Raw genomic sequence first — 23,610 nt, 5'->3', positions numbered from 1 at the left:
TCAGGCCCGCTCGTGGAAGGTACGCGAGATGACGTCGAGCTGCTGCTCGCGGGTCAACCGGACGAAGTTCACCGCGTACCCGGAGACCCGGATCGTGAGCTGCGGGTACTTCTCCGGGTTCTCCATGGCGTCGTACAAGGTGTCGCGGTTCAACACGTTGATGTTGACGTGGTATCCCTCGGCGCCCATGTAGGAGTCGAGGATGCCGACCAGGTTGGCGACCTGCTCCTCCTTGGTGCGACCCAGCCCGGAGGGGACGACGGTGTTCGTCAGCGAGATGCCGTCCTGGGACTCGGCGTAGGGCAGCTTCGCCACCGACAGCGCGGAGGCCAACATGCCGTGGGTGTCACGACCGTTCATCGGGTTGGCGCCCGGAGCGAAAGGCTGCCCAGCCCGACGTCCACACGGGGTGTTCCCGGTGTGCTTGCCGTAGACGACATTGCTGGTGATGGTGAGCACGGACTGGGTGTGCAGGCTGTTGCGGTAGGTGGGCAGCCTGCGGATCTTCGCCATGAAGCTCTCCACGAGCTCGGCGGCGATCGAGTCGACCTTGTCGTCGTCGTTGCCGAAGGTCGGGAAGTCCCCCTCGACGGTGTAGTCGACGACCAGGCCGGTCTCGTCCCGCACCGGACGGACCTTGGCGTACTTGATCGCGGACAGCGAGTCGGTGGCCACCGACAGGCCGGCGATGCCGCAGGCCATGGTGCGCAGGATCTCCCGGTCGTGCAGGGCCATCTCGATGCGCTCGTAGGCGTACTTGTCGTGCATGTAGTGGATGCAGTTCAGTGCGTCCACGTAGGTCTGGGCCAGCCAGTCGAGCAGGCTGTCGTACTTCGCCCGGACATCGTCGTAGTCGAGGAATTCACCCTCTGCCGCGGCGCAGACCGGAGCGACCTGCTTGCCGGAGATCTCGTCACGGCCACCGTTGATGGCGTACAACAGCGCCTTGGCCAGGTTGACCCGTGCGCCGAAGAACTGCATCTGCTTGCCGATGGCCATGGCGGAGACGCAGCAGGCGATCCCGGCGTCGTCACCCCAGTGGCCGCGGATGTGGTGGTCCGACTCGTACTGGATGGCGGAGGTGTCGATGGACACCTGGGCGCAGAAGTCCTTGAAACCCTGCGGCAGGTCTTCCGACCAGAAGACGGTGATGTTCGGCTCCGGCGCCGGCCCCAGGTTGTACAGGGTCTGCAGCATGCGGAAGCTGTTCTTGGTGACGAGGGTGCGTCCGTCCTCGCCCATGCCGCCGATGGATTCGGTCACCCACGTCGGGTCGCCGGAGAAGAGTGCGTCGTACTCCGGGGTGCGCAGGAAGCGCACGATGCGCAGCTTGATGACGAAGTCGTCCATCAGCTCCTGGGCACGCTCTTCGGTGATGACCCCGTTGCGCAGGTCACGCTCGATGAAGACGTCGAGGAAGCTGGTGGTCCGCCCCAGGCTCATGGCGGCGCCGTTCTGCTCCTTCACCGCCGCGAGGTAGGCGAAGTACAGCCACTGGATCGCTTCGTGGGCGCTGCCGGCCGGGCCGGAGATGTCGTAGCCGTAGGAGGCGGCCATCTCCTTGAGTTCACCCAGGGCGCGAATCTGCTCGGAGAGCTCCTCGCGGTCCCGGATGACGTCCTCGGTGGAGCGCAGGGCGTCCAGCTCGTCACGTTCGTTCTTCTTGCCCTCGATCAGGGCGTCGACACCGTAGAGCGCGACGCGGCGGTAGTCGCCGATGATGCGCCCACGGCCGTAGGCGTCGGGCAGACCGGTGACGATGTGTGCCGAACGGGCGGCCCGGACGTCGGCCGTGTAGGCGTCGAAGACACCGGCGTTGTGGGTCTTGCGGTACTTGGTGAAGATCGTCCGCAGGTTTTCGTCGACGGGGTACCCGTAGGTCTTCAGTGCACCCTCGACCATGCGCCACCCGCCGTTGGGCATGATGGCCCGCTTCAGCGGGGCGTCGGTCTGCAGGCCGACGACCAGTTCGTCGTCCTTGCTGATGTAGCCCGGCTGGTGGGAGGTGATGGTCGACGGCGTGGTGGCGTCGACGTCGTAGACGCCGCGCTCGCGCTCCTCGGGGAACAACGCGGTGAGGCGTTCCCACATCTGTGTCGTCCGCGGGGTGGCCTCGGCCAGGAAGGAGGAATCGCCTTCGTAGGGGGTGTAGTTGCGCTGGAGGAAGTCCCGGACGTCAACGTGGTCACACCATCGGCCCTGCTCGAAATCGCGCCAGGCGACATCTGCCAGAGAAGGCGTGGAGATGGGAAGTCCGTTGCTCGGACAGCCTTGGGGGGCGTCGGTCATCGACACGGGCGTGCACTCCTCCATGATCTGGGCACGCATGGGGTGACGCGGCGCGGAGCCGCGATGCTCCCTGCGTGTACCGCTGGAACGGCGCATCGGACGTGCGGAGGATACCGCTCCGATGTGTTCGCGACGTCCTTGTCGCGCACCGTTGCCCCCTCGGTGGGGCCGAATGATATTGCTGGATTAAGACTAACGCGCGGCTTTTGCTCAGAAAAACCGGCCTCAGTTCTGCGATGACCCCTGCTGGCCAGGGAGTTTCGCGTAAAAAACGACTCTCGGTCGGATCGGGACCTTCGTCACGGATCTGCCTGGAAAGGGTATTTCGAGGAATCGATGAACCTTTGATCACTTCCTCGTGGGCACACCCTACGGAACGCTTTCCAGGCCCTACAACCCACCCCCCGAACCACACTTTCGGAGGGGGCGCACCCGCCGGGAACCCCCTCTAAAGTCGCGGAATCTCCACCCCACGGACGATTGTGTCCGGCGCCCCGCCCCGGCAATGTTGAACATATGATCGAGGTAGAACATCTGACCAAGCACTATCGAGGCGTACGCGCCGTCGACGACATCTCCTTCACCGTGCGGCCCGGACGCGTAGTCGGCTTCCTCGGCCCGAACGGCGCAGGAAAATCCACCGCGATGCGCTGTATGACCGGACTCACCCACCCCACCTCCGGCACCGTCCGGGTGCTGGGACGTCGCTATGTCGACCTCCCCAACCCCGGCAGATACGTCGGTGTCCTCCTCGACGCCTCCGCCCAACATCCAGGACGGAGCGGCCGGGAGATCCTGACGCTGGGGGCCCAGATGATCGGGGCGCCCAAAGGCCGGGTCGCCGAGATCCTCACCACGGTCGGACTCTCCGACAAGGAAGCGAACCGGCGGTGCGGCGGGTACTCCCTGGGCATGCGCCAGCGGCTGGGCCTGGCCCACGCCCTGCTCGGCGAACCTCGCGTCCTGATCCTGGATGAACCCGCCAACGGGCTGGACCCCGGCGGCATCCGCTGGATGCGCGACCTACTGCGCAACTTCGCCGATCAGGGCGGAGCGGTCCTCCTGTCCAGCCATCTCCTCAAAGAGGTCGAACACGTCGCCGACGACATCGTCATGATCGGCAAGGGCAAGATCGTCGCCCAAGGCTCGAAAGCGGAACTCCTCGCCGCGAAGGACGGGAAACACAGCGTCCAGGTACAAGCCGTCGACACCGAAGGGACCGTCGCCCTCGACGCCGCACTGCGTGCGCAGGGGATCGACATCATCGCGGTGGAAGGCGAGCTGCTCACCGTCGGCGCCGCGTCTGCCGAGGTCGGTCGGATCGCCCTGGACGCGCACGTGGCACTGAGGCGATTGGCCGAATCACAACCGGAAGACCTGGAGGACATGTTCCTCGCCCTGACCGCCGACACCTCCCGGGAAGGAAAAGCAGCATGACCGCCCCGACCTCCGCCCCCGGAGCGCACCTCGACCTCGCCGGCGTCCCCGGGATCCCCTTCTGGCGACTCTTCGCGGTCGAACTACGGAAGGTCCTCGACACCCGCGCCAACCGCTGGTTGCTGATCGTCATGCTCGGGCTGAGCGCAGCCATCCTGACCGTCCTGGCCACCACGGCCCCGGAGGAAATGCGGTCCTTCGCCGCCTTCAGCAAGGTCGGGTTCCAGCCGCTCACCCTGCTGCTCCCGGTCCTGGGCATCCTCGCGATGACCTCGGAATGGAGCCATCGCAGCGCACTGGCCACCTTTGCCCTCGAGCCGCGTCGGATCAGGGTCTTCCTGGCCAAGTCCATCGCCACCCTCATGGTGAGCCTGGTCGTGGCATCAGTGGGAATGCTGATGTCGGTGCTGGCCACTGCGGCCTCAAGCGCAATGGTTCCCCTCCCGCCGAACGCCTGGACCCTGGAGGCGAAGCCGATCCTGATGTCCGTCGCCCTGCTGGAGATCTACACGCTCATCGGCCTCGCGCTCGGCCTGCTGCTGTCCAGCAACGCCCTCGCCATCACGATCTACTACATCGCACCCATGATCACCCTGTCGCTGTCCATGTGGGAGAAAGCCCGCCCCGTCATGGAATGGGTGAGCCAGAGCGTCCTGACCCAACCGTTCGAAAAGGCCCATTTCACAGCCGAACAGGCGCAGCGCAGCGCGGTCGCAGCACTGGTCTGGATCGTCATCCCCTTCCTCGTCGGTGCCTGGCTCAGCTACCGACGCGAGGTGAAATGACCCGGCGCATCATCGCCGCCCGAACATGCCAGGCGGTGCGTCCCGGCTCCGGCCGAGTCGCACCGCCTGGCATGTTCGACCCCGCGGGCAGCGGAACGTCCCGGGCCGGATCGCACAGAAGCCCGTCCGAAGATCTGCTTCAGCCCGGCCATCTCCTGCCGAATAGGCCGGGAACCTGGCCTCTTCCGTCGCGACCAGGCGCCGCGATGCCCGACCTTGGAGTAGACCGATGCCCGCTGTCCCAGCCTTCGACCCACCGCCGTCCATCTCCCGGGTCGGAGGACTCGGACGGGGCCTGAAACTGCGCGGGCAGATCCTCGCGGTCCTCGCCGTGATGGCCCTCGCCTCCCTGGCCATCACCCTGGCCAGCATCGTCTCCTTCGGGAGGATGGCCGACGCCTCCGCGAAACAGGCCTCCATCGAGGAGATCAAGAGCCCGCTGACCGTCGTCCAACACCGCCAGGTCTACAACCGGATGATGTTCGACTGGGTCGCACTGGAACAGACCCAGAAGGGCAAGGACGACACCCTGGCGGTCGTGAAGAAGACCGACGGCCAGATCGCCGACGCCGTCGCCCAGATCCGCGCCAAAGGCGGCGACAAGATCATGCCCTCCTTCGAACAGTTCGTCACCACCTACGGCGAATGGCAGAAGAACCGGGACAGCGTCCTGGTCCCCCTCGCCTACGGCAAGAACTGGGATCTGTACATGACGACGTCCTTCAGCTCGGAACCGAACGGGAACGTGGGCATCATCCGCCGGTACGAACCCCAGCTGTACTCCGCGGAGAAGGAACTGGCCGAATACTCCAAACGCCTGTCCGCCGAGGCCGACAGCACACGGACCGGCGCGGTGACTCTGGTCGTCGCAGTCCTGCTCGGCGCACTCGGGGTCACTACAGCACTGGCCGTCCTCGTGCTGCGACGGATCGGTACCAATGTGGAGACCGTCCGGACCGGACTGGCCGCACTCGCCGAAGGCGACCTGAGCCGACCCACCGTCGTCGACTCGGCGGACGAGATCGGGCAGATGGCCAAGGACCTCGAACGGGCACGGCTCAACCTGCATGCCGTGGTGGAAGACGCCGCCCAGACCGCAGGCTATGTCGCCCAGGCCTCGGCCCAGCTGGCCTCCTCGGCGCAGAACGCCAGGCAGGAAGCCGGAACCGTCACCACCCAGGTCGGTCTCACCTCGACCAAGGCCTCGGAGGTCAACACGAACATCCAGACCGTGGCGGCCGGCACCGAGGAGATGACGGCCTCGATCCGGGAGATCGCCAAGAACGCCCAGGACGCCGCAGGAGTCGCCGCGTCGGCGGTGACAGTGGCCGACCGGACGAATGCGACGGTGGCGAAGCTGGGCGACAGCTCGGCGAAGATCGGCGAAGTGGTCAAGGCCATCACCTCCATCGCGGAACAGACCAACCTGTTGGCCTTGAACGCCACCATCGAAGCCGCCCGGGCCGGCGAGGCCGGCAAGGGCTTCGCCGTCGTCGCCAACGAGGTCAAGGACCTCGCCCAGGAGACCGCTAAGGCGACGGAGGACATCGGGCACCGGGTCGAACAGATTCAGGTCGACACCGAAGCGGCGGTCGCCGCGATCAGCGAGATCTCGGTGATCATCTCCCAGATCAACGACACCCAGGCCACGATCGCCTCCGCGGTGGAGGAACAGACCGCCACCACCAACGAGATGGGCCGCAATGTCGCCGAAGCAGCAACCGGAGCAGGGGACATCGCCCAAGGCGTGGACATCGCAGCCTCGGCGGCCAACTCGGCCGGGCAGTCGATGGAAGAAATCGGCACCGGCATCGGCGACCTCGCCGAACGGGCGGTACAACTGCGGGAGAAGGTCAGCACCTTCCGGCTCTGAGGACACACCGGGAACGGTCCGGTACACCCCTGACACACACCTAAAACGGTGCAAAGTGGTCGGATCGTGCTTCGACGGCTACGCTCAGTAAGCGTTCGACATCCTTTAACCACCGTCCTGTGAGGCGGGGAAGGAGGTCTGGCGCCATGGTGCGTCCTGACTCGGCACGATCCCATCCCGAGCAGGCTGGAAGGACACCAGCCGCGGGAACATCCACCGATCCCACAGCCCCCCCGGACGTCAAGATCGTCCTGGGCGAGGCCGACATCTCCCGAGCGCTGCGCCGAATGGCCCATGAAGTGCTCGAACGCAACAAAGGCGGCGACAAGCTCGTCGTCCTCGGCATCCGAACCCGGGGAATGCCCCTGGCAGCCCGCCTCGCCCGCCTCATGAGTGAGGTCGAAGGACACGAGATCCCCGTCGGCAACCTCGACGTCACCCTCTACCGGGACGACCTACGGCGTCATCCCACCAGAAGGGTCGAATCCACCGACATCCCCGAATGCGGGATCGACGACCTCGTCGTGGTACTGGTCGACGACGTGCTCTACTCCGGCCGCACGATCCGCGCAGCCCTCGACGCCCTGAACGACATCGGACGACCCCGGGCCGTGCGACTGGCAGTGCTCGTCGACCGCGGACACCGCGAACTGCCCATCCGGGCTGACCACGTCGGCAAGAACCTGCCCACCTCCAGCAGCGAACGGGTCGACGTGCTGCTGGCCGAGGCCGACGGTCTCGACGAGGTACGGATCACCGGAGGCGACCGCTGATGAAGCTGCCCCATTTCCTCTCCACCGACGGACTCACCCGCGATCAGATCACCCAGCTCCTCGACACCGCCGAAGAGATGGAAAAAGTCCGCCGCCGCCGCGAGATGAAGAAGATCCCTGCGCTACGCGGAGTCACCGTCGTCAACGCCTTCTTCGAGGACTCGACCCGAACCAAGAACTCCTTCGACCTGGCCGCCAAATCACTGTCGGCCGACACGATGAGCTTCTCCGGCAAAGGATCGTCGACCTCCAAGGGCGAATCACTGCGGGACACAGTGCTCACCATCGCCGCCATGGGCGTGGACGGCTTCGTCATCCGCCACTCTGCTTCAGGGGCCCCGAAACTCGCGATGGACTGGACAGGACTGCCCGTCGTCAACGCCGGCGACGGCACCCACGAACATCCCACCCAGGCATTGCTGGACGCCTACGCCATGCGGCAACGCCTGGGCGACCTCGAAGGACGCCACGTCGCCATCGTCGGTGACCTGCTGCACAGCAGGGTCGTCCGATCGAACATCTTCTGCCTGCGGACCCTCGGCGCCCACGTCACCCTGGTAGCCCCTCCGACCCTGATGCCCCCGGGCATCGAGGAACGAGCCGCCGCCGAAGGATTCTCCACCACCTACGACCTCGACTCGATGATCGGAGACGTCGACGCACTGATGATGCTGCGCGTCCAACGCGAACGGATGAGCGGCGGTTTCTTCCCCACCGAAGCGGAGTACAGCGCCCTGTTCGGCCTCACCCGGCCGCGATTGGAAAGACTGGGCAAGGAAGCCGTCATCTGCCACCCCGGGCCGATGAACCGCGGACTGGAGATCTCACCCGAAGCCGCAGACGCGGCGAACTCGCTGATCCTCGACCAGGTCGCAGCCGGTGTGTACACCCGCATGGCCGTCCTGTTCCACGTCTTCTCCGGGGAAGGGAGCGCGGCATGAGCCTGCTCGTCAAAGGCGCCGACCTGCTCGGGCAGGGGCGCGGGGACATCCTCGTCCGCGACGGACGGATCGACGCGATCGGCCAGGACGTCGACATCCCCGCCGGGACAAAGACCATCGACGCCGACGGACTGATCGCCCTGCCCGGCCTGGTGGACATGCACACCCACCTGCGCGAACCCGGACGGGAAGACGCAGAGACCATCGAATCCGGGTCCAGAGCGGCAGCCCGCGGCGGCTATACGGCCGTGCTGGCGATGGCCAACACCGAACCGGTCACCGACACCGCGATCCTCGCCGAATGGGTCTGGGAACACGGACGACGCAGCGCCTACGCCGACGTATACCCCGTCGGGGCGGTCACCAAGGGCCTGCGAGGAGAAGAACTCGCCGAACTGGGACTGATGCACCGCAGCCGGGCCGCCGTATCCATGTTCTCCGACGACGGCCGCTGCGTCCACGACCCCCAGGTCATGCGCCGAGCCCTCGAATACGTGAAAACCTTCGGCGGAGTCATCGCACAACACGCCCAGGACCCGCGACTGGCCCCGCACACGGCCTGCTGCCACGAAGGAACGGTCTCCGGACGGCTCGGCCTGCCCGGATGGCCCGCCGTCGCCGAGGAGACGATCATCGCCCGGGACGTGATGCTGGCACGACAGACCGGATCACGACTGCACATCTGCCACCTGTCGACCGCAGGCAGCGTGGAGATCGTCAGATGGGCCAAGTCCCAAGGCATCCAGGTCACGGCCGAAGCGACCCCGCACCACCTGATGCTCACCACCGACCTGCTCGAAGGCTACGACCCGGTCTACAAGGTCAATCCGCCACTGCGCCCGCTCGAGGACGTCGAAGCTGTACGGGCCGGCCTGGCCGACGGGACGATCGACGCGGTCGCCACCGACCACGCCCCCCACGCCCGCAACGACAAGGAACACGACTTCCAGATCGCCGCCTTCGGGATGCTCGGCCTGGAAACCGCGCTCTCGGTGGTGACCGAGGTCATGGTCAGACCCGGTCGGATGACCTGGCCCGACGTGGCCCGGACGATGTCGACCGAGCCCGCGCGGATCGCCGGGTTGACCGACCACGGGCGCCCGCTGGCCGCAGGCGAACCGGCGAACATCACCCTCGTCGACCCGGAAGCCACGATCGTGGTCGACCGAGACGACAGTGCATCCATCTCCCGCAACAACCCCTACCACGGACGTACCCTGCACGGACGGGTGAAGACCACCCTGCTCCGCGGCGTCCCGACCCTGTTGGAGGGCCGACTGCAATGACGACGACCGCTACACGGTCGCCCCGGACCCCGGCCGTCCTCGTTCTCGAGGACGGCCGGGTGTTCACCGGGCGGGCCTACGGAGCCGAGGGCGCAGCCGTGGGGGAGATCGTCTTCTCCACCGGAATGACCGGCTACCAGGAGACACTCACCGACCCCAGCTATCACCGACAGATCGTGGCCATGACCGCACCGCACGTCGGCAACACCGGGATGAACGACGAGGACGCCGAATCGAGTCGTATCTGGGTCGCCGGGTTCGTCGTCCGCGATCCCGCACCACGTCCCAGCAACTGGCGTAGCCGCCGTGACCTGGAATCCGAGCTGCAGGCAGCAGGGGTCGTCGGACTGTGCGAGGTCGACACGAGGGCGATCACCCGGCACGTCAGGGAAGCAGGCGCCATGCGGGCCGGGATCTTCTCCGGCGACCAGGCCCAGGCCGGGCAGAACGAACTACTGGCCCGGGTCCGTTCCGCCCCGACCATGTCCGGCGCGCGCCTGGCCGAGGAGGTCAGTACCGATGCCGCCTACGTGGTACCGGCTGTCGGCCGGCGACGCGCCGTGGTCGCCGCGCTCGACCTCGGACTCAAATCGATGACCCCGCACCGGATGGCCGAACGGGGCATCGAGGTGCACATCCTGCCCGCAGGATCCTCCTACGAGGACCTGCGCACGATCCCCGGCGTCACTGAAGGTTCCCGGGCCCGCGGTGGTGGACCGGACGGAGCCTTTCTGTCCAACGGCCCCGGAGACCCCGCCACCGCAGACGCCCAGGTCGCACTCCTGCAACAGGTGTTGGACGCCCGCATCCCCTACTTCGGGATCTGCTTCGGCAACCAACTGTTCGGCCGGGCGTTGGGCTTCGACACCTACAAACTCCGCTACGGACATCGCGGCATCAACCAACCTGTCCTGGACCGCGCCACCGGCCGAGTGGAGATCACTGCACAGAACCACGGTTTCGCCGTCGACGCCCCGCTCGACGCGGTGGTGACCGCGCCGAGCGACACCGGGCAGCACACGACCTACGGGCGTGTCGAGGTCTCCCATATCTCCTTGAACGACCAGGTCGTCGAAGGCCTCCGATGCCTCGACATCCCGGCCTTCTCCGTGCAGTACCACCCCGAGGCGGCAGCCGGACCCCACGATTCGGCGTATCTCTTCGACCGTTTCCTCGACCTCATGCTCGACGCCACGACCACCATCGTGTCGGCGTCCCCGACTTCTTCCCTCGGAGGCCAGGACTGATGCCGAAAAGGACAGACCTCAGCAGCGTGCTCGTCATCGGTTCCGGGCCCATCGTGATCGGGCAGGCGGCCGAATTCGACTACTCGGGCACCCAGGCCTGCCGGGTCCTGCGTCAGGAAGGCCTGCGGGTCATCCTGGTGAACTCCAACCCTGCGACCATCATGACCGACCCGGAGATCGCCGACGCGACCTACGTCGAGCCGATCACCCCGGAGGTCCTCGAGGCGATCATCGCCGCCGAACGTCCCGACGCGGTCCTGGCCACCCTCGGCGGGCAGACCGCGCTCAATGCGGCCATGACCCTGCACGACGACGGCGTCCTGGAACGCTACGGATGTCCGCTCATCGGCGCGAACGTCGAGGCGATCCGACTCGGTGAGGACCGCGAGGCCTTCAAGGGTGTCGTCGAACGATGCGGGGCGCAGAGCTGCCGCAGCGTCGTCTGCCACTCCATGGACGAGGTGTGGGCCGCAGCCGAGGACCTCGGATACCCCGTGGTCGTCCGCCCCAGCTTCACCATGGGAGGGCTCGGCTCAGGGTTCGCCCACACTCCCGAAGACCTGGCCCGGATCGCCGGCGCGGGCTTGCACGACAGCCCGACCACCGAGGTGCTCCTCGAGGAGTCGATCCTGGGATGGAAGGAGTACGAGCTCGAGGTCATGCGCGACCACGCCGACAACGTCGTGGTCGTCTGCTCCATCGAGAACCTCGACCCGTGCGGGGTCCACACCGGCGACTCGATCACCGTCGCCCCGGCGATGACCCTCACCGACCGGGAATACCAACATCTGCGGGACATCGGCATCGCCGTCATCCGGGAGGTCGGCGTCGACACCGGAGGGTGCAATATCCAGTTCGCCGTCAACCCGGAGGACGGCCGGGTCGTCGTCATCGAGATGAATCCCCGGGTCTCCCGGTCCTCGGCGCTCGCGTCCAAGGCCACCGGTTTCCCGATCGCGAAGATCGCCGCCCGGATGGCCATCGGTTACACCCTCGACGAGGTCCCCAACGACATCACCGAGAAGACTCCGGCGAGCTTCGAACCGGCCCTCGACTACGTCGTGGTGAAGGTGCCCCGATTCGCCTTCGAGAAGTTCCCCGCAGCCGACCCGACGCTGACCACGACCATGAAGTCCGTCGGCGAGGCCATGTCCATCGGACGTAACTTCACCGAGGCATTGCAGAAAGCGCTCCGGTCCACCGAACGCCGAGGAGACGGTTTCCACTGGCGTGGCCCGAAACCCACTCGCGAGGAGGCGCTCGACCTCCTGGAGTCCGCGAAGGTGCCCACCGACGGTCGGATCACCGTGGTCCAGCAGGCCCTGCGCGGTGGGTGCACCGTCGAGGAGGTCCACGAAGCCACCGGCATCGACCCCTGGTTCCTCGATCAGATCTGCCTGCTCAACGGAGTGGCCGGTGAGATCCGTGAATCCGGCCGCAGCGTCCGCCACCTGGAGGCGGACAGCCTGAGGTCGGCGAAGAGGCACGGGTTCTCCGACGCGCAGATCGGGGAGATCGTCGGGGTGAACGAAGCCGTGGTCCGCGGTGTCCGGCAGGCCTTGGACATCCGACCGGTCTACAAGACCGTCGACACCTGTGCGGCTGAGTTCGCAGCCCGGACTCCCTACCATTACTCGACCTACGACTCCGAGACCGAGGTGGCCCTGCGGGAGCGGCCTGCCGTCCTGATCCTGGGCTCCGGGCCGAACCGGATCGGGCAGGGGATCGAGTTCGACTACTCCTGTGTCCACGCCAGCTTCGCGCTGCAGGAAGCCGGTTACGACACGGTGATGGTCAACTGCAATCCCGAGACGGTTTCCACGGACTACGACACCTCCAGCAGGCTCTACTTCGAGCCGCTCACCCTCGAGGACGTGCTCGAGGTCTACGAGGCGGAGAAGGCCGCAGGGCCGATCGCAGGCGTGATCGTGCAGTTGGGCGGGCAGACCCCGCTCGGCCTCGCCCAGGCGTTGAAGGACGAGGGACTGCCCATCGTGGGTACCGCCCCGGAGGCGATCGACCTCGCCGAGGACCGCGGGCACTTCGGCCGCGTGCTCGCCGAGGCCGGGCTTCCCGCGCCGCGGCACGGTATCGCCTTTTCCTCGGCGGAAGCGGCGTCCGTGGCGGTCGACATCGGCTACCCGGTGCTCGTACGGCCCTCGTACGTCCTGGGCGGCCGGGGTATGGAGATCGTCTACGACGACGCCACCTTGCGGGCGTACGTGGACCGTGCCACCGAGGCCTCGCCGGAGCATCCGGTCCTCATCGACCGTTTCCTCGACGACGCCATCGAGATCGACGTGGACGTCCTCTACGACGGCCGGGAGATCTTCGTCGGCGGGATCATGGAGCACATCGAGGAAGCCGGCATCCATTCGGGGGACTCGGCCTGTGTCCTGCCGCCGGTGACCCTCGGACCCCGTGAGCTGCGTCGGGTCCGTGAGTCGAGCCTGGCGTTGGCCCGGGGCCTGGAGGTCCGGGGCCTGATGAACGTGCAGTTCGCCCTCGCGCAGGACGTGCTCTACGTCCTGGAGGCGAATCCGCGTGCTTCCCGGACCGTCCCTTTCGTGGCGAAGGCCACAGGGGTTCCGTTGGCGAAGGCCGCGGCCCGGGTCATGTTGGGCGCATCCGTGGCCGATCTGCGGGCGGAGGGTCTGCTCCCACCGGTCGGGGACGGTGGCACCATGCCGGTCGACGCCCCGGTCTGTGTGAAGGAGGCGATCCTGCCGTTCAAACGTTTCCGTACGGCCGAAGGACGGGTCGTCGACTCGGTGCTCGGCCCGGAGATGCGTTCCACCGGGGAAGTGATGGGGATCGATGTCACTTTCGGGGCTGCTTTCGCCAAGACCCAGATGGGCGCCCTGGCTGGTTTGCCTCGTGCGGGTCGGATCTTCGTGTCGATCGCGAATCGGCACAAACGAGGCATGATCTTCCCGTTGAAGCGGCTCGCCGATCTCGGTTTCGAACTGTTGTCCACCCACGGCACGGCCGATGTGTTGCGCCGTAACGGGGTGCAGGCGAGGGTCGTCCGTAAACACAGTGAAGGGCCCGGGGCGGACGGTGAGCCGACCATCGTGCAGATGATCGAGGCCGGCGAGATCGACATGGTCGTCAACACCCCGGAGGGCAGTGACGCCCGCCGGGACGGTTACGCGATCCGGACGGCGGCGACGAGCATGGACCGCCCGATCATCACCACGATCCAACAACTGGGAGCGGCCGTCCACGGCATCGAGTCAGCTGTGGGGCATCCGGTGCGGGTGCGATCCCTGCAGGGGCACGGGGACGCGCTGGACCTGGCGGCGGGAGCTGCGCAGGCCCTGCCGATGCGCGAAGGAGTCGTCGGTGTCTGAGCATTCAACGGCCGGGGTGTCCCCGGCGCAGGTCACGGCGACTCTGGTGGATGCGGCGTGGACGGGTGCCTACCGTCGGATGGTTTTCGAGGCGGACCGGATCGCCGACATCGCCGAACCCGGGCATTTCGTGACGGTGACGGTGGGGGGTGAGTTGAGCGGTGCCCTGTTGCGCAGAGCTTTCTCGCTGAGCCGGGTCGTCCCGTCGGGGGGTGGTCGTCGAGGTCTGGTCGAGCTGGTGGTGGCCCCGCACGGCCGGGGGTCGCGCTGGCTGACCGCTCTGGGTATCGGCGGGCAGGTCGACATGGTGGGCCCGTCGGGCAGGCCGTTCCCGCTGCCGGAGGTCCCGGTCTCCTGCGTTCTCGTGGGGGGTGGGTACGGGAGTGCGCCGTTGTTCTGGCTGGCCCGGTCGCTGCGTTCCCGAGGATGCGAGGTGGCGATGGTCCTGGGTGCTGCGGACGAGGAACGGCTGTACGGGGTCGGGTCGGCGGCGGAGTGCGCCGACCCGGTGCTGGTCACGACGGACGACGGCAGTGCCGGGGTCCGCGGGTGGGTGTCCGACGTCCTGCCGGGCCTGATCGACGACGTGGGAGCGACCGTCGTCTACGCCTGTGGGCCGATGCCCATGTTGCAGGCGGTGACTCGGATCGCCGACGCACACGGAGCAACAGCTCAGGTGACGGTGGAGGAGTCCATGGCCTGTGGCATCGGGGTCTGTATGACCTGCGTGATGCCGGTCCGGGACACGGACGGGCGTACGCGCATGGTGCGTTCCTGTACGGAGGGGCCGACCTTCCGGGGTGATCTGGTGCGCTGGGAGTCCTTCGAGGACGGCCGTTGCCGGGTGCCCTCCGACGCGGTGGGTGCGCCCGGGACGGGGGGCCACTGATGTCGCAGGTGTGTCTTGAGGTGGATCTCGGGGGGCGGATGCGGTTGCCGAACCCGGTGATGACGGCCTCGGGCTGCGCGGCGAACGGCCGTGAACTGGCTCATTTCTTCGACCTGGGGAAGCTGGGCGCTTTCACCACGAAGACGGTGATGGGTGCTCCTCGGTCGGGTCGAGGGACTCCCCGGATGGCGGAGACCAGCGGGGGGATGCTCAATTCGATCGGCTTGCAGGGTCCCGGGATCGAGGCCTTCGTGGCCGAGGACCTGCCCTGGCTGGCATCGGTCGGGGCGCGGGTCCTGGTGTCGGTCGCAGGCGGTGACGCGGCTGAGTTCGCTGCGGTGACGAGGACGCTACGTGAGAGCACGGCTTTCGCGTCCTGTGTGGGTGTGGAGATCAACATCTCCTGCCCGAACGTGGCCAATCGGGGGTTGGTGTTCTCCTGTGATCCGGTTTCGACGGCTGAGGTGGTCCGGGCTGTGCGGGCCGAGCTCCCCGCAGAGGTTCCGACTTTCGCGAAACTCAGTCCGGATGTGACCGACCTGGTGTCGATCGCCGGGGCCGCGCTGGGAGCCGGTGCCGACGGGCTCACGATGATCAACACGATCCTGGGCATGGAGATCGACATCGACCGGTTGCGTCCCGTTCTGGGAGGGATCACCGGAGGGCTCTCCGGCCCTGCGGTGCGTCCGGTGGCCGTACGGGCTGTCTACCAGGTGAGGGCGGCGATGCGGTCGGGACGGATCCCTGCTGCGCCGATCATCGGGGTCGGCGGGATCGCTTCGGGCGCCGATGCTTTGGGCCTCATCGCGGCCGGTGCGGACGCGGTGCAGGTCGGGACGGCGATCTTCCATGATCCTCAGGCGCCGGTTCGGGTCGGTCACGAGTTGGGGGCTCTGATCGCGGAGAGGGGTTTCACCTCGTTGGCCGAGGTGGTCGGGATCGCGCACGAACGGACGGTGGCATGAGCGGCGAAGGGCAGGGTGGGCCGGTGGGCTCGGATCGTGGCGGGGCGCAGAGAGACGAGAGGCATGCCATGGCGGGTTCGGAGAGCTCGTTCGGGGCGCGACTCCGGGCGTCGATGGACAGGTACGGTCCGCTGTGCGTGGGGATAGACCCGCATCCGGCGTTGCTGGACAGCTGGGGGTTGGCAGACGACCCTGCCGGGCTGGAGAGCTTCGCGATGACCTGTGTGGAGGCCTTTTCCGGAGCCGTGGCCTGTGTGAAACCGCAGTCGGCGTTCTTCGAGAGGCACGGGTCGGCGGGGATCGCCGTGTTGGAGAAGGTCCTGGCGGAGTTGCGTGGTGGGGACACCCTGAGCGTCCTGGACGTCAAGCGGGGGGACATCGGCTCGACCATGGCCGGTTATGCCCAGGCGTATCTGACCGACGGGCCCTTGGGCGCCGACGCCATCACGGTGAGCCCCTATCTGGGGTACGGTTCCTTGCGACCGGCTCTGGACGCTGCGCGGGACGCGGGCCGTGGTGTCTTCGTCCTGGCGTTGACCTCGAATCCGGAGGGGCCGGGAGTGCAGCACGCCCGGGCCTGGGATGCGCAGCCCGAGGAGTCGGGAGCGGTTTCGGCGACCTCGGTGGCGGGAAGCGTCGTCTCCGGTGCTGCGGCGGACAATGCCGAGGCGGGGCGGCGAGGGGTGCTGGGCCATGTGGGTCTGGTGATCGGTGCGACGGTCGGGGATGCGCTGCAGGAGCTCGGCGTCGATCTTGCCGCCGCGAATGCTCCCGTTCTGGCCCCGGGGATCGGCGCGCAGGGCGCGGACGCGGACGATCTGCGTCGGGTGTTCGGCGCTGCTGTGGGGAACGTTCTGCCTTCGAGCAGTCGTGAGATCCTGTCGGTCGGTCCGCAGATCGAGACACTTCGGGAGCGAGCTCGGCTTTCTGCGGAGCAATTGGCGCATGTATTGGAGCTGTGATGACAGGTCAGGAAACGGGGGCAACAGTCCCTGATCAGGATGGCCCAGAGGGGTCGTCGGCGATGGCCGAACTCGTCGAGATCCGCGGGAGCATCGACAATATCGATGCGGCTCTGGTGCATTTGCTCGCGGAGCGTTTCAAATGCACTCAACGGGTAGGGCGGTTGAAGGCCGAACATGGCCTCCCACCTGCGGATCCTGACCGTGAGACGGCTCAGATCGCGAGGCTGCGCGGGCTCGCTGTCGAATCGCGTCTGGACCCGGCCTTCGCCGAGAAGTTCCTGGCGTTCATCATCGATGAGGTCATTCATCATCATCAGGCGATAGCGGCCAGTCGGGAGCAGTGAGGGTGGAGGTCCGGAGGCGGGGCAGGAAGGCTCTCATGCCGGGGTGATCGGCAGGGTGAGTCCCGTTGCACCTGACCGGTGCTTTCGCTAGGTTCAACCCTGGGCTTCGCGAGAAACCACCGGTAGCAAGCGTGTACGACTGTCTGGGTCGTGCGCCTGTATCCGGGGTGCGCGGCCCGTGACAGACAATCGGCAGCTTCTTCGAGGAGAGACCCGTGGCCCTACCCCAGCTGACCCCCGAGCAGCGCGCGGAAGCGCTCGAGAAGGCCGCAGCCGCGCGGCGTGAGCGGGCTGCGGTCAAGAACAGGCTGAAGAACTCGCAGGGATCTCTCGCTGACGTCGTGAAGGAAGGCAAGACCAATGACGTCATCGGCAAGATGAAGGTTTCCTCCCTCCTGGAGTCCATGCCCGGCGTCGGCCGGGTTCGGGCCCGCCAGATCATGGAGGAGATCGGTATCTCCGAGACCCGCCGGGTGCGCGGTCTGGGAGCGAACCAGATCGCCGCTCTGCTCGAGCGTTTCAAGCAGGGCTGAGCCCTGAGCACTGAGCCCGGCCGGGTCGACACGACCCGGCCCGGCTCACTCCGGCCCGCTGTCCTCGCCGGCCCTACGGCAGTGGGCAAGGGCACCGTCTCGGCCTGGGTGCGCGAGCATCATCCCGAGGTGTGGATGTCCGTGTCGGCGACGACACGCCGTCCGCGCCCCGGGGAGGTCGAGGGTCGGCATTACTACTTTGTGAGCGACGAACGTTTCGACGAGATGATCGCCGGTGGTGAGCTGCTGGAGTGGGCCGTCGTGCACAACCTGGCCCGTTACGGCACCCCTCGCGCCCCGGTGGAGGCAGCCCTGGCCCAGGGCCGGCCGGTGTTGTTGGAGATCGATCTCCAAGGGGCCAGGCAGGTCCGTAGATCGATGCCGGAGGCACTCTTCGTCTTCCTGGCTCCGCCCAGCTGGGAGGAGTTGGTGCAACGTCTCCTGGGGCGGGGCACGGAGACCGAGGTCGAACGGGAAGCACGTCTGGCCACGGCCCGCGTGGAATTGGAAGCAGCCAGCGAGTTCGATGTCGTCGTGGTGAACGACGACGTACGACGTGCGGCCGAAGAACTCGTACACTTGATGAAGCCCTGACGTCCGCGTCAGCTTCTCCTGTTCAGTTTTCTGAGTCCCCGAGCGAAACGAGAATCTCCTTGTCCGGCACCGTCGCGAACCCGATCGGCATCACCAACCCGCCTATCGACGACCTGCTGGAGGTCGCCGACAGCAAGTACGCCCTGGTGATCTACTCGGCGAAGCGCGCCCGTCAGATCAATGCGTACTACAGCCAGCTCTCCGAGGGCCTGCTCGAGTACGTCGGGCCGCTGGTCGAGACCCAGGTGCACGAGAAGCCCTTGTCGGTGGCCCTGCGTGAGATCAACGGTCGTAAGTTGACCTCGACCCCCACCGAGGGCTGACCGGGCGGCTCTGCGCCCGAGCTATCGAGACATCACGATGAATGCCGCTCCTGGAACAGGACGTCCGTTGCGTGTCGTCCTGGGTGTCGGGGGCGGCATCGCCGCATACAAGGCCTGTCTGTTGTCGAGGCTGTTCTCCGAACGCGGCGCGGCCGTGACGGTGGTGCCGACCGAGGCGGCCTTACGTTTCGTCGGTGCGCCGACCTGGGAGGCACTTTCCGGACGCCCGGTGAGCGCGTCCGTCTTCGACGGGGTCGACGAGGTCCGGCATGTGCGGGTCGGCCAGGAGGCCGATGTGGTGGTGGTGGCTCCGGCCACTGCCGATCTGCTGGCCCGGGCCGCGCACGGGTTGGCGAACGATCTGCTCACCAATGTGTTGTTGACGGCTCGTTGCCCGGTGGTGATGGCGCCGGCGATGCACACCGAGATGTGGCTGCATGCTGCGACTCAGGCGAATGTGGCTCTGCTGCGCGCGCGTGGGGTGACAGTCGTCGAGCCGGCCAGCGGGCGTTTGACCGGGGCGGATTCGGGGCCTGGGCGGCTCCCGGACCCGGAGGCGATCCTTGGTGAGACGTTGGCGGCCTTGGCGCGGGGCGGGGTCGTCGAGGCATCGACGGAGGCTTCGGGCGAGTTGTGGCGCGGCCGACGGGTCGTGGTGACGGCAGGAGGCACTCGCGAGCCGGTGGATCCGGTGCGTTTCATCGGTAATCGGAGTTCGGGCAAACAGGGTTATGCGATCGCGGTCGAGGCGGCTCGCCGTGGCGCGTCCGTCGACCTGATCAGTGCGCATGTCGACATACCCGCACCTGACGAGACTTCTTGCCGGCGGAGGATCTCTCTGGTCCGGGTGGAGTCGGCGCTGGAGATGAAGGCTGCGGTGGACGCAGCTGCGCCGGGTGCCGACGTGATCGTCATGGCAGCGGCCGTGGCAGATTTCCGGCCTCGGGAGTGCGCCGGGCACAAGATCAAGAAAAGTCACGAGGGCGCGGCGGCCGAGGCCGGGATGACCATCGAGCTGATCCGTAATCCCGACATCCTGGCGGGTCTGGTCGAGCGACGTGAGCATTCGGATCGCGCATCGGAACAGGTGATCGTGGGATTCGCTGCCGAGACCGGGGACCCGTCGGGTTCGGTGCTCGACCTGGCGCGGCGGAAGTTGGCCAGGAAGGGATGCGACCTGCTGGTCGCCAACGAGGTCGGCCAGGATGTCGTCTTCGGCCAGGACGACACGACGGTGTCCATCCTTCGACAGGGATGCGACACGCCGGTCCGGGAGCTCAGTGGAAGCAAGCGCGATACCGCGTGCGCCCTGCTCGACGTGGTGGAGGAATTCTTCGAGGGTCCGGGCCGGGGGCGCTGAAGCCGATCGGGCCCGGGGGCATCAGTACTCCGCAGCGAGCGCCGATAGGATGAAGAAACTGTGTGTTCCCTGACACAGGGTTTCTGCCGCATGACGCGGCATCAACGATCGCCACACCGCTAGGAGAACCCGTGGCCCGCCTGTTTACCTCCGAGTCCGTCACCGAAGGACACCCTGACAAGATCTGCGACCAGATCTCGGACAGCATCCTCGACGCCATGCTGGAGCAGGATCCTTATGCGCGAGTGGCTGTCGAGACGATGGTGACCACTGGGCTGGTGCACGTGGCCGGAGAGGTCGACACCACCGGATATGTCGACATCCCGCGACTCGTCCGGGACACCATCGTCGGGATCGGGTACGACAGTTCTGTCAAGGGCTTCGACGGCCGCACCTGCGGGGTCGAGATCTCGATCGGCCAGCAGAGCAGCGATATCGCGCAGGGCGTGAATACCGCCTACGAGAACCGTACGGGCGGGATCGACCCGAAGGACAAGCAGGGCGCGGGCGATCAAGGGCTGATGTTCGGTTACGCCTGTGACGACACTCCCGAGCTGATGCCCCTGCCGATCTTCCTGGCCCACCGCCTGGCCGAGCGGCTCACCGCGGTGCGCAAGTCGGGACAGATGGCTTATCTGCGACCGGACGGCAAGACCCAGGTCACCATCGCCTACGACGGTGACCGGCCGGTTCGGGTCGACACCATCGTGGTCAGCAGCCAGCACGCTTCTGACGTCAGCCTGGATGCCCTGTTGGCTCCGGACGTCGAGAAATATGTCATCAAGCCGGTCATGGAGGGGTTGGCCGACTCCGGGGTCGAGCTGGACTTCGCCGAGGCCCGTACCCTGATCAACCCGACCGGACGTTTCGAGATCGGCGGTCCGATGGGAGACGCCGGTCTGACCGGACGCAAGATCATCGTGGACTCGTACGGCGGGACAGCTCGTCACGGTGGGGGTGCCTTCTCCGGGAAGGACCCGAGCAAGGTTGACCGTTCCGCGGCTTATGCGACCCGATGGGTGGCCAAGAACGTGGTGGCGGCCGAGCTGGCCCGCCGGTGCGAGGTTCAGGTGGCCTACGCGATCGGGAAGGCCCAGCCGGTCGGCCTGTACGTGGAGACCTTCGGCACCGAGAAGGTTCCGGTCGAGGTCCTGGAGAAAGCGATCCTCGAGGTCTTCGACCTGCGTCCGGCCGCGATCATCGAGGAGCTGGAGTTGTTGCGGCCCATCTACCGGCCCACCGCGGCCTACGGGCACTTCGGACGCACCTCCGTGCCGGATGTGACGAATGCTTTCACCTGGGAGAAGACCGACCGGGTCGAGGAGCTTCGCCGCGCGATCGGCTGAGTCGAGGTCGTAGCCCCGATTCGGGTCAGGGGGCCGTCGGACATCCGGGGATACCGGTCCGGCGGTCCTCTGGCCTGTCGGGTGGATGCGGTAGAACATCCTTCATGGGCAGGGACCAGGCCACGGGGACGGACGCAATACCGTCGTCGGGCAGAGTGACCACGAGGGGATGTGGGGAGCAGTGGACGAGGCCCTGATCCCACTGGACGAGCTCCGGTCACCGGTACTGGTGCACAACGACATCCCGCTGGCCGAGGAGGACCCGGTCGCCGTGGTGGCTCTGGACCTTCCGTTGCCCCACCTGGACAGGGGGTTCGAGTACGCGATTCCCGCCGAACTGGATCAAGCCGCCCAACCCGGCGTCCGGGTGAAGGTGCTCTTCTCGCGCCGCGAGACGAACGGATATCTGCTGGAGCGGCGGTCCCGCCCCGAGTACGAGGGACGTCTGTCCCCGCTCCGCAGGGTGGTGAGCCCGGAAACGGTTCTGACCGGTCAGCTGGCCCGGCTGTCACGCCGGATCGCCGACGAACAGGCGGGGACTCTCGCCGATGTCGCCCGGCTCGCGGTTCCCCCTCGACACGCCCGGGCCGAGAAACAGTTGCGCGCACCCGAGAGCCTGACTGAACCTCCTCCCGCGCCGGAACGATCGGCATGGTCGATCTATCCGGCCGGTGAGACCTTGCTGCGCAGGCTGGCCAGCGGGGAGGACGCTTCTGCGGCCTGGACCGCCACGACCCGCCACGATCCGACGCTCGACTGGCCTGCGGCTCTGGCCGAGGCCGCTCGGGCGGCCTTCACCGGGGGACGCGGCGCACTGATCGTCCTCCCGAACGGTCGGGACGTGGAACTGGTGGACCGAGAACTGACCCGGTTACTGGGGACGGGCCGTCACGTGGTGCTCACCGCGGCTTCCGGACCGGAGGCCCGGTACCGCGCATGGTTGAAGATCCTGCGCGGGTACGTCCGGGTCGTGGTGGGGACGAAGGCCGCGGCTTTCGCCCCGGTCGCGGACCTCGGCCTGGTGGCTTGGTGGGACGACGGGGACAGCAACCATGTGGAGAAGAGATCTCCGTATCCTCACGTCCGCCAGATCCTGCTGGCTCAGGCCGAACTGGCCGGGGCCTCGGTCCTGGTCGGCGGAGTGACCCGTACCGCTGCGGTACAGGCCCTGGTCGAGCAGGGGCGGTTGAAGGACGTCCTGGCAGGCCGAGAGGAGCGTCGGGTCGCGGCACCCAAGGTGCGCATCGCCGGCGAAGGACTGGACGAGGAACGCGACGGGCCTGCTGCACGCGCCCATCTGCCCGGGATCGCCTGGCGGGCGGCCCGAGCAGCCCTGGAGACGGGGCCGGTGCTGGTGCAGGTGCCTCGACGGGGATATATTCCGGCGCTGTCCTGTGAACGGTGCCGGGCGCCGGCTCGATGTCCGGAGTGCTCCGGCCCGTTGAGTTGGCAGGAAGGCGCGTCGGTGGCGAGCTGCCGATGGTGCGGGCGGTCCGCGGCGGATTTCTGCTGTGTGCTGTGCGGAGCGTTCCGGTTGCGGATCCGGGTGATGGGCGCCCAACGGACGGTGGAGGAACTGGGCCGGGCCTTCCCCGGGGTGCCGGTGCTGTACTCCAGGGCGGGCTCGCTGGTGGGGTCCGTCGAGGCACGGCCGGCAGTGGTGGTGGCCACTCCCGGAGCAGAACCGCGCGCCGATCTGGGTTACGCGGCGGTGCTCCTGCTCGACGCCTGGGCAAGTCTGGACCGTCCGGTGCTCGACGCGGGCGAAGAGGCCCTGCGCCGATGGATGGGGGCTGCCTGTCTGGCCGGCCCGGGCGGCCGAGTGGTTCTGGCCGGGGTACCCGAGACGTCGGCCGTGCCCGCGGTGGAGGCCTTGGCACGGTGGGCGCCGGAGTGGTTCGCCGGCCGGGAGCTGGCCGAGCGCGCTGAGCTGCACCTGCCGCCCACCGCCTGGGTGGCTTCCTTGAGGGGACGACGTCGAGCTGTGTCCGACCTAGTCGAGATCGCTCGTCTTCCGTCGGAGGTCGAACGGCTGGGACCGCTTCCGGTACCGGACAGCGACGATGTCCATCTGCTCTTGCGTGCCCCACACGAGCTCGGCATACAGGTCGCCCGAGGTCTGCATGCTGCCCGGGCGGTCCGGGGAGCCCGGGCAGAGTCGGATCTGGTGTCCGTCCGGGTCGGGGTCGTTGACTTCTGAGTAAGGGAAAGCTGAGGTCAAGCGCGCGTCAAGAGTGTTCTTCGTCAGGTCGTTCGAGCCTTTCCTGTCCTAGGCTGGGCATGTCGGTCGTGGGGGAGGCTGCCACT

General features: G+C 67.2%; 19 protein-coding genes. 18 read left to right on the top strand and 1 reads right to left on the bottom strand.

Going from position 1 to position 23,610, the window contains the following annotated elements; genetic code table 11:
* Positions 1-2,328 carry a formate C-acetyltransferase gene (gene pflB / locus AUCHE_RS06300; protein ID WP_006502446.1) on the bottom strand — a complete coding sequence of 776 codons (2,328 nt, stop codon included), beginning with the start codon at positions 2,326-2,328 and terminating at the stop codon, positions 1-3.
* 477 nt (positions 2,329-2,805) lie between these two features.
* On the opposite strand from pflB, the gene AUCHE_RS06295 reads away from it, so the two are divergent.
* The 18 genes from AUCHE_RS06295 to AUCHE_RS06210 all read left to right on the top strand — a co-directional run bounded on the left by AUCHE_RS06295 (position 2,806) and on the right by AUCHE_RS06210 (position 23,503).
* Positions 2,806-3,726, top strand: coding sequence for an ABC transporter ATP-binding protein (locus tag AUCHE_RS06295; protein ID WP_006502445.1), 921 nt, complete (start codon positions 2,806-2,808; stop codon positions 3,724-3,726).
* Positions 3,723-4,511, top strand: a complete 789-nt coding sequence (locus AUCHE_RS06290; protein ID WP_006502444.1) for an ABC transporter permease — start codon at positions 3,723-3,725, stop codon at positions 4,509-4,511. The genes AUCHE_RS06295 and AUCHE_RS06290 overlap by 4 nt, the downstream gene beginning before the upstream one ends.
* A 229-nt stretch (positions 4,512-4,740) precedes the next feature.
* A complete protein-coding gene (locus AUCHE_RS06285; protein WP_006502443.1) occupies positions 4,741-6,384 on the top strand; it encodes a methyl-accepting chemotaxis protein in 1,644 nt (547 codons plus the stop codon).
* A 146-nt stretch (positions 6,385-6,530) separates the two neighbouring features.
* Complete coding sequence (gene pyrR / locus AUCHE_RS06280) at positions 6,531-7,157, top strand: bifunctional pyr operon transcriptional regulator/uracil phosphoribosyltransferase PyrR (RefSeq protein ID WP_006502442.1); 627 nt, start codon at positions 6,531-6,533, stop codon at positions 7,155-7,157.
* On the top strand, positions 7,157-8,098 hold the full coding sequence (locus tag AUCHE_RS06275; protein WP_006502441.1) for an aspartate carbamoyltransferase catalytic subunit: 942 nt from the start codon (positions 7,157-7,159) through the stop codon (positions 8,096-8,098). Before pyrR ends, AUCHE_RS06275 begins: the two co-directional genes overlap by 1 nt.
* Entirely contained in the window at positions 8,095-9,384 is a 1,290-nt protein-coding gene (locus AUCHE_RS06270; RefSeq protein WP_006502440.1) for a dihydroorotase, read from the top strand. The genes AUCHE_RS06275 and AUCHE_RS06270 overlap by 4 nt, the downstream gene beginning before the upstream one ends.
* Positions 9,381-10,631 carry a glutamine-hydrolyzing carbamoyl-phosphate synthase small subunit gene (gene carA / locus AUCHE_RS06265; RefSeq protein ID WP_006502439.1) on the top strand — a complete coding sequence of 417 codons (1,251 nt, stop codon included), beginning with the start codon at positions 9,381-9,383 and terminating at the stop codon, positions 10,629-10,631. Before AUCHE_RS06270 ends, carA begins: the two co-directional genes overlap by 4 nt.
* Complete coding sequence (gene carB / locus AUCHE_RS06260; protein ID WP_006502438.1) at positions 10,631-13,984, top strand: carbamoyl-phosphate synthase large subunit; 3,354 nt, start codon at positions 10,631-10,633, stop codon at positions 13,982-13,984. The genes carA and carB overlap by 1 nt, the downstream gene beginning before the upstream one ends.
* A complete protein-coding gene (locus tag AUCHE_RS06255; RefSeq protein WP_006502437.1) occupies positions 13,977-14,873 on the top strand; it encodes a dihydroorotate dehydrogenase electron transfer subunit in 897 nt (298 codons plus the stop codon). The genes carB and AUCHE_RS06255 overlap by 8 nt, the downstream gene beginning before the upstream one ends.
* Positions 14,874-14,893: 20 nt before the next feature.
* Positions 14,894-15,838, top strand: coding sequence for a dihydroorotate dehydrogenase (locus tag AUCHE_RS06250; RefSeq protein WP_245706816.1), 945 nt, complete (start codon positions 14,894-14,896; stop codon positions 15,836-15,838).
* Complete coding sequence (gene pyrF / locus AUCHE_RS06245) at positions 15,835-16,800, top strand: orotidine-5'-phosphate decarboxylase (RefSeq protein WP_006502435.1); 966 nt, start codon at positions 15,835-15,837, stop codon at positions 16,798-16,800. Before AUCHE_RS06250 ends, pyrF begins: the two co-directional genes overlap by 4 nt.
* A gap of 62 nt (positions 16,801-16,862) precedes the next feature.
* Positions 16,863-17,147, top strand: coding sequence for a chorismate mutase (locus AUCHE_RS06240; protein ID WP_006502434.1), 285 nt, complete (start codon positions 16,863-16,865; stop codon positions 17,145-17,147).
* A 215-nt stretch (positions 17,148-17,362) separates the two neighbouring features.
* A complete protein-coding gene (gene mihF / locus AUCHE_RS06235) occupies positions 17,363-17,680 on the top strand; it encodes an integration host factor, actinobacterial type (protein ID WP_006502433.1) in 318 nt (105 codons plus the stop codon).
* Positions 17,681-17,683: 3 nt separating this feature from the next.
* Entirely contained in the window at positions 17,684-18,274 is a 591-nt protein-coding gene (gmk, locus tag AUCHE_RS06230; protein WP_052024813.1) for a guanylate kinase, read from the top strand.
* A gap of 59 nt (positions 18,275-18,333) precedes the next feature.
* Positions 18,334-18,597 (top strand): DNA-directed RNA polymerase subunit omega, encoded by a 264-nt coding sequence (rpoZ, locus tag AUCHE_RS06225; protein ID WP_006502431.1) that lies wholly within the window; start codon positions 18,334-18,336, stop codon positions 18,595-18,597.
* A 67-nt stretch (positions 18,598-18,664) separates the two neighbouring features.
* Positions 18,665-19,957, top strand: coding sequence for a bifunctional phosphopantothenoylcysteine decarboxylase/phosphopantothenate--cysteine ligase CoaBC (gene coaBC / locus AUCHE_RS06220; RefSeq protein WP_006502430.1), 1,293 nt, complete (start codon positions 18,665-18,667; stop codon positions 19,955-19,957).
* Positions 19,958-20,088: 131 nt separating this feature from the next.
* The gene (metK, locus tag AUCHE_RS06215; RefSeq protein WP_006502429.1) at positions 20,089-21,303 is read left to right on the top strand and encodes a methionine adenosyltransferase; all 1,215 of its coding nucleotides are present in this window, start codon (positions 20,089-20,091) and stop codon (positions 21,301-21,303) included.
* 181 nt (positions 21,304-21,484) lie between these two features.
* On the top strand, positions 21,485-23,503 hold the full coding sequence (locus tag AUCHE_RS06210; RefSeq protein ID WP_245706815.1) for a primosomal protein N': 2,019 nt from the start codon (positions 21,485-21,487) through the stop codon (positions 23,501-23,503).
* Positions 23,504-23,610 lie beyond the last annotated feature (107 nt).

The organism is Austwickia chelonae NBRC 105200, assembly GCF_000298175.1.
GTDB lineage: Bacteria > Actinomycetota > Actinomycetes > Actinomycetales > Dermatophilaceae > Austwickia > Austwickia chelonae.
The sequence above is the reverse complement of the archived record's forward strand: the minus strand, read 5'-3'. Positions and strand labels throughout refer to the sequence as shown.